This is a genomic window from Haloarcula nitratireducens, from assembly GCF_019599505.1.
The window spans coordinates 51004-65589 of sequence record NZ_RKLT01000014.1; the positions used below are offsets into that span (position 1 = coordinate 51004).

Sequence of the window (14586 nt, forward strand, 5' to 3'; positions counted from 1 at the left end):
CTGTTGTATAGCCATTTCCCGGAGTCCGTTTCTGGGTTACCCGTTCCATGTGCTGAAAGCTGTAAAGAGCGACTGCCAGTTGTGTTCCGACATTCAGACCAGCAGTTAGCGTTCTCTGTCACTCACCGCTGACAGTACCATGCGTCGCAGAATGTGTACTGGGAGCAAGATTGACAAGACGTGCTAGCCAGCGTCTAACTGGGCGCTGGCGCACAGCCATTGTCATGGATGGATCGCTGTGGACCAGTTCCCGGTATCGGCATAGCTGTGAGGCCGTCTGCTCGGCCTCACTTTTGCCTGGATTGGTGGGTCAGTCACATCTATCACCCATCAACGAGGATATTGGCAACGGTCAGTAGCATCGACGTCCGTATTAGCACACTCTACAAGTTCGTCTCTGCAGTCTGTGACATCCACCCTGTAGTAAACGACGGGGCTACCCGTACCACAGTTGAGATATTTGCTGGTTTACAACACGACCTGTTCTCGCGGGGCGAAAACCCCACTCTCTGAATCGAACAAGTGTATCGAGGGCTGTGCCACACGGCCGTTACTCCTATCCTCGCCGTGAGGACTCGGAGTTATCTTCTGACGCATATTCTCCACCCCGTTGCAATCCGCGTTCCCGACCAACCCACATGACGAGCAGACGTACAACCCACGCTGCTTCCGGTTCGACTTCGTATCATCGCCACACGCTGAACACGTCTTCGAGGAGTTCCACTCGTTCTCCTTCAGCACCTCGACACCACGAATCTCGCCCTTGTACGCGAGATACTGGTAGGGTCGAACGCCCACGTGTAGAGTTTCTTGGTGCCTATCTTGCCCCAGTTGACTGTATAGCCGGAATGAGAACTGTGACTATTGAAATACCGTCTTGGGTGCGATAAGACCCTGTCTCACTCATCGAACAGGGTTATAAAGACGATGTGGGCGAGTATAGACTGAAGCTCCCGATAAATGACAGGGAAAAAACATCACGACAAAGTATATATTGATAATCTAGAAACAGTACGTACGCTTAGCCAGTACCTGCGACAGATAAATTTGTCTAGGAGGCAGTGAGGCGTCGCACAGACGGTCCATGAATATGAACTGGAAAACCATCAATTGTCACAAAGGGAATGCAACGGTAGTCAAAAAAACGAAGAGGTATATCTAATCGACGCCGGCGCAGACGTGAATAGGCTGAAAAAGGAGCTCACTCAGGACCACATTAATATCCTTATTATCACTCACTTTCATCAGGACCACTATCAAGGGGCAATAGGCCTACTTGAGAGTCCTGATGTTGTGGTTGAATCCGTGTATACCCCACCCTCATTTTACCAAGCAGACAACCGGGAGAGCATTGAGGGTGGTGCAAGCCTATCATTAGAAGAACGACAGAAAACTCTAGAAGACAAGGATTTCACCGACCTTCAAAAGGAAATAATGGCTGGGGCATCTGAAAACACGGAAATAAATGAAGACACAATAATCGAAAAAGAGGGTATAAGTATCAAAGGATTGGGTCCGAGGGTGCTGAGAGATATAAAAGAAGATCCCTCTGTTCTAAATAAAATACAGGATGCTGTTAATGACCCAGAAAAGGACGAGGTAGAGGTACTGAACGAGATGGGAAACGAGCATGGAAGCCGGATAGAATCGGCGGATCCCTCGAAACTGGCGAACGAGAACAGCGCAGTGGTACGAATTTCTGATGGGGAAGTGAGTCATCTCTTTACGGGTGATATCGGTCATCTGGCCGAATCCGAACATCTGCTCGATTACTACGGGGAAACTGAGCTCTCTGTGGACGTCTTGCATGTTCCTCACCACGGGGCAACCATAGACGATAGAAACTCAATAGGGGGAACCAAGGGGAACACTGATTGTTTTCTTGCTACTGTCAGTCCAAACATAGCTGTCGTTTCTAGCGAACTCGTCTCCAGACATAGCCACCCGGATCCAAAATTCTTCGAACGATGTAGCGAACAAGATATCGCGGTAGCGTGGACAGGGATTCACGGTGATATCGACCAAGAAAACGTTAGAGAGATCGAGGAAGGACTGGCGAAGTATGACCCTGATGAGTTGCTAAAGCTCAGGAGTGTACACCGAGACCAACGTGCCGACGCAGCCAAGAAATTAAAAGCTGAGAATGAAATCGTGATCTCTGATTACGCTCTCGATCCGGAACTTGTTAGCGAAGAGCGATACGACTGCAGTCTCTCTGAACTTGAAAATCAGTTATCAGGGAAAGAGACTTCATTGAATCTCGGGGACAACATTCGAGCCGGGATGATAGCGCAAGACGAGCGCAGTGATGCGATGAACTCTCTGGAAGGTGGAGAGCGAGTCAAACTAGATGAGTACTATCTCGACCCCAATCTTTTTACCAACCATGGATACAATATAAAAAAGGACACATCCCTGTCGGAGCAACTCGGAGAGCTCGCTGGTGGAACTGATCTCACCGAAAACGCAAAACTCGGCTTACTGGTTCCAGAGGACCGTCCGGAATCAATGGACGATCTGGACTGGCCGGTTAATATCGGAAAAGGCGATTACTCTCTCGTTGAAGCGGCAACCAATTCCAAGGGGAAAGTAAAATCTGGGGTGGAATCGTGCTTTTACGACCCTGCTACCGAACTCACAGATATCCCGCAGGTGGGAAAAGAGACGCAAGAAGCGTTGATTGACGAGGGATACGAGTCAATATCAGAACTCAAATGTGTAGTTGAAGATTGCGAGTTCTCCGAATCGGATTTATCTCGCGTTAGTAATGTTGGTGAGGCCACATATACATGGATTAAAAAAGAGGTGGAGCGAAGATTTGCTAAATAGATTCCAGCAGTTCGCTATCGTAATCAACCAATAGTGATACCGTTCGGTCTACAGACTTTGTTCCAGTAGAATCACGTTCAGCATCTCGTTGTACAGGGCATCGGTACGCTCCGTCGACGGCGTTCCGATTCGCCAGGCATTTGCGCCTAACCGTGCCTTGAGTCCTGCTCTCAGGAGCAGTCGTAGTTACGGGTGGGAACTTGCTTACAATGTGGACGAAATACCCACTGTTTTCTCTCCGTACCATGACAGAGTGCCGTGATCCTGTTACCGGAGATGCCACCGTCTGATGATAGTAATGACAGTGACTATCCTCGAATCGTGAGAGAACCACACCGATACTTCCGCGTGCGATAGCGGTCGCCTCGCGGATTTCTTTCGGTGTGTATGCCTGCCCTGGATGAGCTGCGAGAAAGGAAAGGACTTCCTCAGCGTTCGTGCGGCCGCCCGATTGGATTTCTTCGCCGGTCCTCTCCTCGAAGCGGTCGATATCGATTGGCATAGTACGTAATTGGTGTCAGCATGTAAATGATGTAATGGCTATCACCGGGTTACTCTGCGGTATTGGCGGCACAGTCAGTACGGAGGCAGAGGTTATCTTTTCAGAGTTTTCGCCTGGGGATGCCTGTAGTGGATTGGTCCGTCACACCCGTTGTGAGTAGGGAATCGGGACTGGTCGCGCCGTTCGTGTTACGAACACTCACTACACTCCTGTAAGAATGGGGTCGCTCCCGGTTACTGCAGCTAGCAAACAGCAACGCCAGCGGCAGCAGGGCACGTGCCACCGCGTCCAGCAGCGTCGGTTCTATGCCAATTCCCTTCTCAGAGTGCGCTCGGTCACAGGGTTACCCGGAAGACTCCACCACAACGAGTGTGACGCCGCCTGTGGTTGCCTTCCGGTCACCGTTCTCCAAGAGGTCAAGGCCGACGTACCGTTGCTCAACCAAGCTTTCGGCGGTCTCCATATCCATCGCGAGCAACTCAGTCTGCGTCTGGTGAATTCGTTCTCGATATACTCGCGTCCGAATGTTGGTCTCATTGTGGGAGTGGCACCTCGTAGTCAGCCGCCAGCTCCTGGAACTCGTCCCACTCCGGGAGCCGGTAGTCGTCGACTTCGCCGTGCGTCTCGAGGTAGCGGAACAAGGCGTCAATTTCGTCTTCGAGGCCATACTTCCCCGCCTGCTCTCGGAGATCCTCTTCATCGACGTCGACGTGGCTGAGCAAGAGGAGACAGTACGAGCGGTGACGGCTACCGTCGTCAATCAAAAGGGTGTGACAACATAGCTCCGCCGGCGAGACTGCGTTGAGCTCCTCGGAGTAGAAGTAGTAGCGGTGGCCGGTGAGCAGGAACTGGAGGTCGAAGGCTGTGAATCGAGCGAGGCCGGTTTCGTGGAACCCTCCCGCGTCGATCTCCGTCTCGGCCTGGGCGAGGAATTCGTCGTAGTCCTCCCAGAGAATCGTGCCCTTCGGGGCGACGGCTTCGAGGCGTTCCGGGTTACTGCAATCTGAGCGGCAATCACAGATCAAACTCTTATATAGGAGACACAAATAGGCCTCACTGGAATGTCTCTCATTGTCAAAGCCGCGGTGAAGGATGCACTGTCGGAGCACAATGTCTCGGCGGATTTCTACGAGTCACTTGACGAGGAAGTCGCCGAACTACTCGAAGAAGCTGCTCAGCGAGCTGAAGCCAACGACCGAAGGACAGTCCAGGCACGCGACCTCTAAGGCACACTCGAACCAATTTTTGTCTCGTTTGCGCTGAATCAGGCCCTGTTTTAAGAGGCCTGTGGGAGCACGGTACTACTATGAGTCTCTCAGCGGAGTCGCTCACAGTAGAGAACGTCGTTGCATCAAGCGCTATCGGCCAAGAGATCGATCTCGAATCACTCGCGATGGATCTCGAAGCAACGGACTATGACCCAGAAAATTTCCCTGGTCTCGTCTATCGGATGCACGATCCCAAGGCCGCGGCGCTAATTTTCCGCTCGGGAAAAGTAGTGTGTACCGGAGCGAAAAGCGTAGACGCTGTCGAGACTGCCCTCGGACAAGTCTTTGATGAACTCCGTAACTTGGGCGTCGAAGTTGACGACTCACCAGCGATCGATATCCAGAATGTCGTCTCGAGCGCTGATCTAAAGGCGAACTTGAATTTGAACGCGATTGCGATTGGGCTCGGTCTCGAGCATATCGAATACGAGCCAGAGCAGTTCCCGGGCCTTGTCTATCGACTCGACGAGCCAGATGTCGTGGCACTGCTGTTCGGCAGCGGGAAACTCGTCATCACGGGTGGCAAGCGATTGAGCGATGCCGAAGACGCGCTCACCGTAATCGAAGACCAGCTTAGCGATCTCGGCTTACTGGACTGAGTTTGTGCGATGAACTGGTCGCTGTACATGATTAGCGAGGAATCGCTCCCTTTCCAACTGCGATAACGGATTTGGAGGACGAGACGGAGACACCGGAGACACTTTGTGGAAGAGCAACTGGATTCACCACTCTCTGCTGAAAGAGACGATATATCATCGCTAGCGGGGAGCGACGAATCCGATAAATATCACTCTTCGGAAACATCATCCGATAGCCCAGAGTCCTTATCTTCGGCTGCCGATGAGACAGACGAAGAAAAACTCGCAGACTGGCACCGACGATCAGTCTGCAGAGCCTGACTCATCGGCTTCATCCACTACTGAATCCGAGTCCGATACCGACGCTTCGGACGACGAGTTCGGTGCGGCCGACTTCATGCAACTTGCACTTTTTCCCAATCGGATGAGCCCCGTTGACGGTGCGATTTTGCGGTCAATTTCGGCTGCTGGGATAACCGGCGGATGCACAGTATATCTCTTAGTCTGCTAATGGGTTTCTACGTGCCCATCCTACTTCGATGGTGGTACAGTGGTCGCTCTAGTCAGGGTCGCGGATTCGAACCGGCGAATTAGTAACTCTCTCAGTAAAGTTATTTCTTCGAATGTATAATGTCTTGAAAACGCAAGGCTACGAACGTCTGACTCATATCTTAATCGGAAATATTTGTCGTGACTTGCGGGAAACCGCAAGGCGGTAGTCGGATAAGTCAAAAACAATGTGACTCTTTATCTTGCCCACAGATTTGGTGCGGTAATCGCGATAGTAGCCGAGCAAACATATCGAGATTGGGAGTGTTTTGCCAAGGGCAGTCAATAGGTGGCTCACCCCCCGTCATCGATTTGTATTTCGGTGGCTACTGAACTTCTCACAGATCAGAGATGAAGTCACCACACGCCGATGCACTCAACCGAGGAGTGCCTCAATAGAGAGACTGCGCTCACTCACCTCGATCCTGTGAACAACCCCCTGCCTTGGCTGGCTGGCAGACCCACATGCTCGCGTTTTGTTCGGTCCCAGAACGATGCCAACCATCACCGTGAAACCGAGAGTGCATCGTGCAGCGAAAAATTTAGTTTCACACCCGGCCCTGGAGCTGTCGTCAGCACGCTTGTAGAGAATCTCCATACCGATCTCGCCTCCCTATCCTGGCATCGAATTACCTGAACACCAACACTTCATTTCGTGGCCTCACTGGAGATCACTCGTGGTTGTGATTTTCAGAGATTTCTCGTTCGGCTACGCGCTTCGCCACTGTGGGGAGTACCGACCCATCGAGTGAGTCCACCTTCTCTTCACCACCTCACCTACCTATCAATACGAGTCTGCCGCTAACCAACACTAGCCAGGAAAAGGCAGTACCGTTGGTTAGCGATGAACCCGATCGCCTAGTAAACTGGAACCTGTCGCTATCGATGTACGCAGTCCAGCAACAATCCATTCAGATACCCGGATCTGCTGCTGGCCAAAATGCGTAAGCCCATTCATATACTAGGCGACTATAGCACTGAATTAATGTCGAGCGAAACAGTCTGGATCAAGAAACGTGGACCAGTCGGCGTCGGGACAACTATCCATATCCACACGGACCCAGACTGTCAGCCGCTGCAGCAGGCCACAGACATTCGGGAAACGACGCGTGAGAAACTTCCCGACCATTGGCCCGACTGCTCGCTTTGTGCGGGCACTGCCGATACGGGCGGTGTCCCAGAAGGTGAAAGCACGCACACTCGCCGAAACCAACTGCAGGAACTTGATCCGGACGACCTCTAAGCCAGCGGGACTCGGCTACTCCCATCTTGAACTATTGCCCACCCAACACTTACTATGGCAGCCTTCTCAAAGCGAGATAGAGCAACGACCGAAATATCGGTACTTCCCTGTTCATGACTGGTGATACGTCGATACTTGGCCGGTGTCCGGACTGTGATGCAGACATTACTCCAGGTGGCTATTAGTTGAGTACGAGCAAGACGACGGGACGACAGGTATCTGGGCCGAGTGTCCAGCCTGTGAAGACGTCGTGAAACCCGAATAGCCACCAATTTGCAAAAAGAAGAAGATTCCATACTTGGTTTCGGTAGGAACATTTGCTGTTCACTAGCTGTGCAAATACGCGATATCGCTAGGGGATTTCGGCGACCACTGCTTTCAGTTCATCAGTGTCGATCCACTCGTGGATTCTGTCACTGTCGAGCAGGAGTTCTATATGCGAGATTGCCATGCCGTTATCGTACTTGGCTCGCTCAACTTCCGCGTCGGCATATTTTCGCTTGAGTATGTAGACGTCTTCGCGGTAGCTGGGTGCAAAGAGTAGCCCCAGCTCCCAGACGTATCCGCCGTCAAAGTCTTCGATAACGGCGACGATGTAGGTTGCTCGGCCACAGAGAATATCGAATACCCGGCACCAGAGCGGCATATGGTCCTTCGTAAGGCCGAAATCCTCCAACCGAATCGAGATAGCTGGCGGATCGGATCGATGCTCGAGGAGATCATACACGATTTTGCGACGAGTCGCTGCCCCAGTTTCGCCGCCTGCTCCGGCAATGAGATACACACGGTCGTGGTTCGCAACGGCCTGCATCTGCTCACCGTTCACGAGATCCTTGACCCGCTGGTGCTCGGCGGGTGTGAGTTCCACACTTTCGACGCGCTCGAGTGCTGCTGACTCGTCGAAGGCAGTAGCCTCCGCAGAACCCTCACTACTGCCACTATCGTTGCTATCAGTCACTACAGCAGCGTATTTTGTCCGAGACCATTAATTGTGGGTTCACGTGCAGACTTAGTTGTGGCTTCAGTTGTGATTTCGGCCTCATCTGAGTGCGGGTGTTTAAGATGCTGGCTTTCGAAGTGAGGAATATGAGGCCCGAACCAGCAACCCCGGACCAAACACGGGGCGGTCAGACGAGCCCTCGGCAGACGGCGGAGACGGGTCACAACAGCGACAAGGATGGATTCGATACGTGGCGAGCACTGCAGAAGGCAACCGATAAGAAACGGGCTGACCTCATCGCCGATATCGTCGGCCATCCGAAGGGCGCACCGTCAGTCGAAGAGTTAGACTACATGAACCCACCGTTGAGCGAAGATGCAGTCCGTCGCCACCTGAACACGCTCAAAGAGGTGGGCGTCGTTGCCATCCTCGAACTTGAGAGCGGGGATCAGGTGCATGGCTTCCCTCGACAGTTCTACACGCTCACCGAGGCGGCGAGGGAGCTGTTCGACCAGAACGGACTCTTCCCGGAGGACGCTTGGCAGCGAGAATACGCGTCTGTGAAGAAGACCGCCCGGATTCAGAACGTCGAGGATATGCCCCGGCCGGACGCCTAACGAGATATCTCTTTTACTGAGAAGCGCCTGTATCTAGACATGGCGGAGACTGCAGATACGCCAGAACCGTACATTAGTGATGACGCGCCAAGGGGGACAGAATCGGCATTGCACGCGGAACTGGATCCGCTGGTGAACCCCGAAGAAGCTGGAGAAGGTAATCCGGGAACCAGACCCGGCTTACGATTGCTTCGGAAGCAACGGTGGGACACGCTGACGGAGATGTTTGCAGACCTCAAGTCTGCCTGCGAGGAAGAAAAGACAGTTGTCGGGCTCGAAATGGGAGACATTATACCGGTTGCCAAGCATCCAATAGGCTTCGCTATCGCGCTCAGTCATTCGGCGGACCCGGTGATGTCAGGGATGGTGCCTGACGCTGTCCTCAGGCTGACTCGAAAGATGCAGATTCGACTTATCGACGAGCGTGGTGACTCGCTTGCGCCGGTCAGAGTCGTTACGTTCGCACTGCCGCCGATCACCGACGAGTAGTCGTGAGGCCTTGGGTAACCCAGTTCCTGTAGAAACGAGCTTGTCAAAGGGAGCTGCTATACGAGACGTGCCGCTGGTTTGGTATTCTGTTCAGGCTGATGGGGCTGTCGTATAGAGATAACCTGCCGCAAGCACGACGACCGCTTCGGCAGCTTCGGAAACAACTGCTAGTGTGTTCAGGGGACCGTCCATGACGAAGAAGGCGATTATCTGCGCGAGAGCAAACAGCGCAGCAAGCAGGTAGAACTCACGCCGCCAGAATCGCGTTGCATAGACGATAATACCGCCGACGAAGCCGAGACCGGCGAGGACGAACAAGATAGCCTGTGTCGTATTGAATGCGATGACAACTGGCGTGAGCCAGAAGTGAACCGCGGCCGAGACGAGTGCTGCGCCGATCATCACGTACGCGATGATACTCGTAGGAAGTCCTGTGATTACTGGTGGGCCGGTACTCGTATTGGACGTAGTATTCGACATCAGGCGGTTCGTCACTCGCCTCCCGGAAATACTATTCCTGTGCTGACAAATCAAGTGGGTTAATGATGAGAGTTTGGAGCGTTCACTCTCCATGAAGCTGAAACCCTCTCGAGGTGCTATTTACTGCTTTCCTCTCCACCCGGAGAGAGAGACTGTCTCGGATAACCAGCTATGCGCAACGATTGCTAACCAACACTAACCGTCGAAAATGATGGTTGTTGGTTAGTAACAACTTGTCTCTCGGCAACTCGTTTCTCAGTGCGAGGAAAGCCTGTCTATGGATCGAAATTGAACTCTGCGAACCACTAGGCGGCCGATGTCTCTGCAGGCTCTATGTATTGGTACTCCCATTCGCGGCGGGCCTCAATTTCCCGGCGACCGCGCCGAGTGAGCGAGTAGACGTTCGTTCGCTGATCTTGTTCACCTTTCTCGACGAGTCCTTTGTCGACAAGCAAATCGAGATTTGGATAGAGTCGTCCATGGTGAATCTCTTTTTCGTAGTACGTCTCAAGTTCATATTTGATTGCGAGGCCGTGTGGTTTATTGAGACCAGCAACTACATACAGCAGATCGCGTTGGAAACCAGTTAAGTCGTGCATAAAACCTGATACGTGGCGTTCTCGCATATGTTTATTGGCACACGAATGCTATGAGACAGTATTGACCGTGTCTACAGTGAGAGAATCCCCCTGTGCAAGTCTTGCTTTGCTGGAAATTGCGTGCCATTGCTAGTCCTCCGGAACGGTGTCATAACGCCGCTCTTGAAATACGACCACTCTTACATCACCAATATTTACGATCACAGCGCGTGAGACGTGCAATGAATAGGGACAGATACGAGACCAATCTCTGGGACGAACCTTGAAAGGCTGCGGGCAGACCTCGAGACGGAGGCCGTCACGTTCGTCGACACGGTCAACGACGAGTTAGCCAGCCTCATTGAGGATGCTGCCCACCTCGGTCTTGACTACCTCGTGGTGATGTTTCGGACTATGGCGTGTCCTCGAACGGCCATGCGCACTTCGACCTCGTCCATAATGGTTCCAGTCTCTACTGTGTTTGCTTCCAGTATCGAAGTAGCAGTCTTGACGCCGACTTAGACAATGGCCTGCAGGTTGCCATCAAGGGGAGCTCTCCTACTACGAGGATGGCGGGTCGATCTCGATCATTGTCAAGGGCGCCGTCGAGGCTGACGAGGATGAGACGGCACCCCTGGCGCACAAATACTTATCCCCCTCAGAACACGTTGACCAAATATGTCAAACGAAAACGGAGACGAAAACGAGTTTGAATGTCCGGTGTGTGGCGACACCTTCGACACTGAAGAGGACCGAGACGAGCATCTCGCACAGATTCATCCTGACTAACCGATGCCAGCGTGGGCATCGCAGATGAGCCCGGGGATTTGTGGTCGTTTTGATTTGGTAGGAACACATCGAACAGTTCTTCATCGGCAGCGTCAACGAACTGTTTGCTCGGTACTCTGGAATGGAAAATCACACCCGAGCGTCAACATCACGGATCTGGCGGAACATACAAGACTGGCACGACACGAGTCGTACTATGCCGCTGTTGCAGTTCGATACGACACTCTCGCTGTCGCCTGCAGAGAAGACGTCATTCGTGGAGACGGTCACGGAACTGTATACCACCAAGATGGAGACGACAGAGGGCCATGTCGCCGTGACAATCCGCGACCGCAAATCAGCCGATCTCCATCTCGGCCGCGCCGTCGAGGGGCCGCTGTTGTTCCTAAACGCCGAGATTCGGCAAGGCCGCTCCTTTGAGCGCAAGCGGAAGTTCGCACTCGCGGTAATGGAACATGTTGCGGGCACATTCGATGTTCCCGACGAGAATATGAAAGCCGTGTTCACTGAACACCCAGGAGAGGCAATGATGGGTGTCAACCGCGTCGGCGGGGAATGGAAGGACGAGTGACCAAGTATAGGCCTCAAAGGCTATAGACCCCCTGGCTCACACTTGATGGACCGATCGTATTGGCGGATAGTCTCGCTCGTTACACTGTGGCAGGTGTCGGCTAGCGTCTGTTACTATACAGTTTTCGCCGCGACGCCCTTCTTTCGAGACGTATTCGGGCTCAGCCGGTTCGAGGTCGGTCTCGTCATTACGGGCCTCACGCTCGGCTATGCGGTCTTTCTCCTTCCTCTGGGGGCCGCTACTGATCGGTACGGCGAACACCGGGCGCTCTCGCTGGGACTACTCGGGCTTGCGACCGGTGTTCTACTCGTTACCGGCGTGACGTCGTCCGCACTCTTGCTCGGCGCCGTGTTCATCCTCGGTTCCGCTTACGGGACTGCCATCCCGGGAACGAACAAGGCTATTTTCGATAGTATCGATTCCCATCGGCAGAATACCGCGATCGGGATCAAGCAGGTCGGCGTCACCGCCGGGAGTGGCATCAGTGCGTTGCTCGTCACGGGGCTCGCGGATGCAGTCTCTTGGCGGGCGGGCTTTCTCGTCGCCGGGCTCTTCGCGGTTTTGGTCGCAGTCGCGTTCTTCATCCTCTACGACGGGGGAGGCGACGGCGGAACTGGTACGTTTCCGGACTTCCGTCGATTGCTATCGAACGTCCCTTATCGTGCGCTCACCGCGGCGGGCTTCTTCCTCGGCGCCGCGCTGTTCACGACGACGGGGTACACCATCCTCTACATCGAGGAGTCAGTCGAAGCGACCGTCGTCTTCGCAGGAGTTGTCTTCGCGCTCGTCCAGTTGTTCGGCAGCGTCGGGCGTGTGCTCACCGGGTGGCTCGCCGACGTACTCCCGGGTGACCCGCAGGTTCGCATCACCGCGATACTCATCGCTCAGACGCTAGCCAGCAGTATACTCTTCGTCGTCGTAGCTGCAACCACCACTCCAATAGCCAGCGCGGTCGCCTTTTCCGCCCTCGGGTTCTTCGTACTCGGATATACTGGCGTCTACTACTCCTGTATGGCGACAATCGTCCCACCCGATGAGATGGGCGGTGCGACTGCGGGAGGGCAACTCGCGCTCATTACTGGGGCGCTAGTCGCACCGCCCATATTCGGACATCTAGCCGACGTATTCGGCTACCGAACGAGCTGGCTATTCCTCGCAGCTGGGTCGGTCGTCGCGGGTATATTACTTGTCGGTGTCGTCCGCACCAACCCACCTGTGGACCAACCGACTGCAGATGTCGAATGAAACGAGGAGATAGGACCGTAACGAGGGGACGATCAGCCCAGAGCGATCATCCCCGCCCACGAGGGAAGCTCAGTGAGATTGATACCCCAAATAAGCGGGAGCCATGTCAGTGCAAGTAAGATAACGAGTAATATTCCAATGATGTTGAGGCCAAACCCAGTTTTGGCCATCTGTGGCATCGTGATATACCCAGAGCCGAAGACAACGGCGTTTGGGGGCGTTGCGACGGGCAACATAAAGGCGAAGGACGCAGCGGTTGCCGCAGCGATCATGATCCCGTACGGATGAATCGAAAGTCCAACCGCAAGCGACGCCATGATTGGCATCAACATCGCGGTGGTCGCGGTATTGGATGTGACTTCGGTCATGAAGATTGTCAGGACCACGACGACAATCATGACGAGCACAATCGAGACGCCTTGAAGACCGCCGAGGAGTCCTCCGATCCACTCGGCGAGGCCGGTCTCTTGGAACCCGGCAGCAATCGAGAGCCCGCCGCCGAACAGGAGGATGATCCCCCATGGAATGTTGACCGCAGTTTCCCAGTCAAGCAGGAACGTGAAGGACCCATCGTCCTCGTGAGCAGGCACTAGAAAGAGGGCCAGTGCACCGGCGATCGCGATCATGCTGTCGGCGATGCCTGGGATGATTGGTTGCAGCAGGAATGACCGCGTGAGCCATCCGAACGCGGTCGCAGCGAAGATCACGAGTACGAGCTTCTCCTCGCGGGTCATCGAACCGAGTGCCTCGAGTTCTTCGTCGATGACCTCGAGACCGCCGGGCAGGGACTCCATCCGTGGCGGGATCAAAAATTGGGTGACGTATACCCAGATGATGCCAACCCCGAGAGCGGCGATCGGCACTCCATAGAGCATCCACTGGGCAAACGTGATGGTCTGATCAAACGTCTCGTTGATCGCACCGACCAGCACAAGGTTCGGCGGGGTGCCGATGATTGTTCCGACGCCCCCCACAGAGGCCGAATAAGCGATACAGAGCATTAGTGCTGTGCCGAACCTGAACTCGCCTTGTTCGGTAGGAATATCCTTGTCGGTTCGCTCAATGATATCGCCCGTCTGGAGGATTACAGCGAGACCAATGGGCGTCATCATCATCGTTGTCGCGGTATTCGAGACCCACATCGAAAGGAACGCTGTCGCGATCATGAACCCGAGTATGATGCGCTTCGGGCCAGTGCCGATCACCCGGATTGTCCGGAGTGCGATACGCCGATGGAGGTCCCAGCGTTGCATGGCCATCGCGATGAAGAACCCGCCCATGAACAGAAATATCAGGTCATTCGAGTACGGCGCGGTCGCCGCGTCGATGTCGAGTGCTCCGGTGAGCGGAAACAACACGATCGGTAATAGCGACGTCGCCGGGATCGGAATTGATTCACCAATCCACCACACTGCTACCCAGGCCGTGGTCGCACCCACAGCTTGTCCACCTGTAGATAACCCTTCGGGAGTGGGCGCGAGCATGATCACCGCGAACAACAACGGCCCCAGCACCAGGCCAATCTTCTGCCGACGGTCGTACTGGCCGCCAACATCGAACGCTGACCCGTCGTCGCCGTCGTCGCCGTTGCCCCCGCTACCGCCCGCCTCGGCCGCCTGCTGACCCTCGTTGCGGCCACCATCGGTGGCGAGCCTCTCAGCCAGTTCTCGTTCCTCCGGCGTCAAATCTGAATAGTCGAGAAGTGCGGTTGGGCGCATCTTGAGGGCGTTTCTCGTGTGGCGGTCAAGTTGCCAACAGTACTTCCACAGCCTCTCCAGTGGTGATAGGTTCCCCATAGAACGTAGATTTTGCCGGCTCCCGGATAAGTTTTGACTTATTATTAATTACATCCACCAACACGGGAAATGAGCGGACGTGTTTCGACCTGCCAAGGGTCCTGTGCCAGCC

12 protein-coding genes and 4 pseudogenes are annotated in these 14586 nt (G+C 54.2%); 9 read left to right on the forward strand and 7 right to left on the reverse strand.

Annotated features, from left to right (window positions below):
• Positions 1 to 468: 468 nt before the first annotated feature.
• Positions 469 to 833: pseudogene (locus EGH23_RS19660) on the reverse strand (zinc ribbon domain-containing protein); the annotation flags it as partial.
• Positions 834 to 1110: 277 nt separating this feature from the next.
• Here EGH23_RS19660 and EGH23_RS19665 point away from each other — a divergent pair.
• Positions 1111 to 2829 carry an MBL fold metallo-hydrolase gene (locus tag EGH23_RS19665; protein WP_268899488.1) on the forward strand — a complete coding sequence of 573 codons (1719 nt, stop codon included), beginning with the start codon at positions 1111 to 1113 and terminating at the stop codon, positions 2827 to 2829.
• A gap of 845 nt (positions 2830 to 3674) precedes the next feature.
• Here EGH23_RS19665 and EGH23_RS26915 read toward each other — a convergent pair.
• The gene (locus EGH23_RS26915) at positions 3675 to 3800 is read right to left on the reverse strand and encodes a hypothetical protein (protein WP_268899489.1); all 126 of its coding nucleotides are present in this window, start codon (positions 3798 to 3800) and stop codon (positions 3675 to 3677) included.
• A 64-nt stretch (positions 3801 to 3864) separates the two neighbouring features.
• Positions 3865 to 4320 (reverse strand): annotated as a pseudogene (locus EGH23_RS19670) (transcriptional regulator TrmB); the annotation flags it as partial.
• Between the two features lie 72 nt (positions 4321 to 4392).
• Here EGH23_RS19670 and EGH23_RS19675 point away from each other — a divergent pair.
• From EGH23_RS19675 to EGH23_RS27520, 3 genes and pseudogenes are all read left to right on the forward strand, one after another.
• Positions 4393 to 4557: a DUF1931 domain-containing protein gene (locus EGH23_RS19675; RefSeq protein WP_220581691.1), complete on the forward strand. Its 165-nt coding sequence runs from the start codon at positions 4393 to 4395 to the stop codon at positions 4555 to 4557.
• A gap of 80 nt (positions 4558 to 4637) precedes the next feature.
• Entirely contained in the window at positions 4638 to 5198 is a 561-nt protein-coding gene (locus EGH23_RS19680) for a TATA-box-binding protein (protein WP_220581692.1), read from the forward strand.
• A 1884-nt stretch (positions 5199 to 7082) separates the two neighbouring features.
• Positions 7083 to 7234, forward strand: a pseudogene (locus tag EGH23_RS27520) (DUF7837 family putative zinc-binding protein).
• A gap of 87 nt (positions 7235 to 7321) precedes the next feature.
• Here the strand turns inward: EGH23_RS27520 and EGH23_RS19685 are convergent.
• Positions 7322 to 7927: a DUF8170 family protein gene (locus EGH23_RS19685; protein ID WP_220581693.1), complete on the reverse strand. Its 606-nt coding sequence runs from the start codon at positions 7925 to 7927 to the stop codon at positions 7322 to 7324.
• A 128-nt stretch (positions 7928 to 8055) separates the two neighbouring features.
• Between EGH23_RS19685 and EGH23_RS19690 the strand changes: the two genes are divergently transcribed.
• Entirely contained in the window at positions 8056 to 8526 is a 471-nt protein-coding gene (locus EGH23_RS19690) for a helix-turn-helix domain-containing protein (RefSeq protein ID WP_236044956.1), read from the forward strand.
• A 39-nt stretch (positions 8527 to 8565) separates the two neighbouring features.
• Complete coding sequence (locus EGH23_RS19695) at positions 8566 to 9015, forward strand: hypothetical protein (protein ID WP_220581695.1); 450 nt, start codon at positions 8566 to 8568, stop codon at positions 9013 to 9015.
• A 90-nt stretch (positions 9016 to 9105) separates the two neighbouring features.
• Here the strand turns inward: EGH23_RS19695 and EGH23_RS19700 are convergent, their stop codons facing one another.
• Together EGH23_RS19700 and EGH23_RS19705 are read right to left on the reverse strand one after the other, a co-directional pair.
• Positions 9106 to 9495, reverse strand: a complete 390-nt coding sequence (locus EGH23_RS19700) for a DUF7475 family protein (protein ID WP_425433248.1) — start codon at positions 9493 to 9495, stop codon at positions 9106 to 9108.
• A 305-nt stretch (positions 9496 to 9800) separates the two neighbouring features.
• Positions 9801 to 10094 (reverse strand): helix-turn-helix transcriptional regulator, encoded by a 294-nt coding sequence (locus tag EGH23_RS19705; protein WP_220581696.1) that lies wholly within the window; start codon positions 10092 to 10094, stop codon positions 9801 to 9803.
• Positions 10095 to 10480: 386 nt separating this feature from the next.
• Between EGH23_RS19705 and EGH23_RS27275 the strand changes: the two are divergent.
• From EGH23_RS27275 to EGH23_RS19720, 3 genes and pseudogenes are all read left to right on the forward strand, one after another.
• Positions 10481 to 10786, forward strand: a pseudogene (locus EGH23_RS27275) (exodeoxyribonuclease VII large subunit); the annotation flags it as partial.
• A gap of 272 nt (positions 10787 to 11058) precedes the next feature.
• Entirely contained in the window at positions 11059 to 11433 is a 375-nt protein-coding gene (locus EGH23_RS19715; RefSeq protein ID WP_220581698.1) for a 4-oxalocrotonate tautomerase family protein, read from the forward strand.
• A 45-nt stretch (positions 11434 to 11478) separates the two neighbouring features.
• Positions 11479 to 12678, forward strand: coding sequence for an MFS transporter (locus EGH23_RS19720; RefSeq protein WP_220581699.1), 1200 nt, complete (start codon positions 11479 to 11481; stop codon positions 12676 to 12678).
• A 32-nt stretch (positions 12679 to 12710) separates the two neighbouring features.
• Here the strand turns inward: EGH23_RS19720 and EGH23_RS19725 are convergent, their stop codons facing one another.
• A complete protein-coding gene (locus tag EGH23_RS19725; protein ID WP_220581700.1) occupies positions 12711 to 14474 on the reverse strand; it encodes an SLC13 family permease in 1764 nt (587 codons plus the stop codon).
• Positions 14475 to 14586: the final 112 nt, after the last annotated feature.

What these genes read in the sequence shown, in the direction of transcription:
- EGH23_RS26915 (WP_268899489.1), bottom strand. Translation starts at nt 3,800, where the DNA reads ATGGATATGGAGACCGCCGAAAGCTTGGTTGAGCAACGGTACGTCGGC.
- EGH23_RS19675 (WP_220581691.1), top strand. Translation starts at nt 4,393, where the DNA reads ATGTCTCTCATTGTCAAAGCCGCGGTGAAGGATGCACTGTCGGAGCAC.
- EGH23_RS19680 (WP_220581692.1), top strand. Translation starts at nt 4,638, where the DNA reads ATGAGTCTCTCAGCGGAGTCGCTCACAGTAGAGAACGTCGTTGCATCA.
- EGH23_RS19690 (WP_236044956.1), top strand. Translation starts at nt 8,056, where the DNA reads ATGAGGCCCGAACCAGCAACCCCGGACCAAACACGGGGCGGTCAGACG.
- EGH23_RS19695 (WP_220581695.1), top strand. Translation starts at nt 8,566, where the DNA reads ATGGCGGAGACTGCAGATACGCCAGAACCGTACATTAGTGATGACGCG.
- EGH23_RS19700 (WP_425433248.1), bottom strand. Translation starts at nt 9,495, where the DNA reads ATGTCGAATACTACGTCCAATACGAGTACCGGCCCACCAGTAATCACA.
- EGH23_RS19705 (WP_220581696.1), bottom strand. Translation starts at nt 10,094, where the DNA reads ATGCACGACTTAACTGGTTTCCAACGCGATCTGCTGTATGTAGTTGCT.
- EGH23_RS19715 (WP_220581698.1), top strand. Translation starts at nt 11,059, where the DNA reads ATGCCGCTGTTGCAGTTCGATACGACACTCTCGCTGTCGCCTGCAGAG.
- EGH23_RS19720 (WP_220581699.1), top strand. Translation starts at nt 11,479, where the DNA reads ATGGACCGATCGTATTGGCGGATAGTCTCGCTCGTTACACTGTGGCAG.
- EGH23_RS19725 (WP_220581700.1), bottom strand. Translation starts at nt 14,474, where the DNA reads ATGGGGAACCTATCACCACTGGAGAGGCTGTGGAAGTACTGTTGGCAA.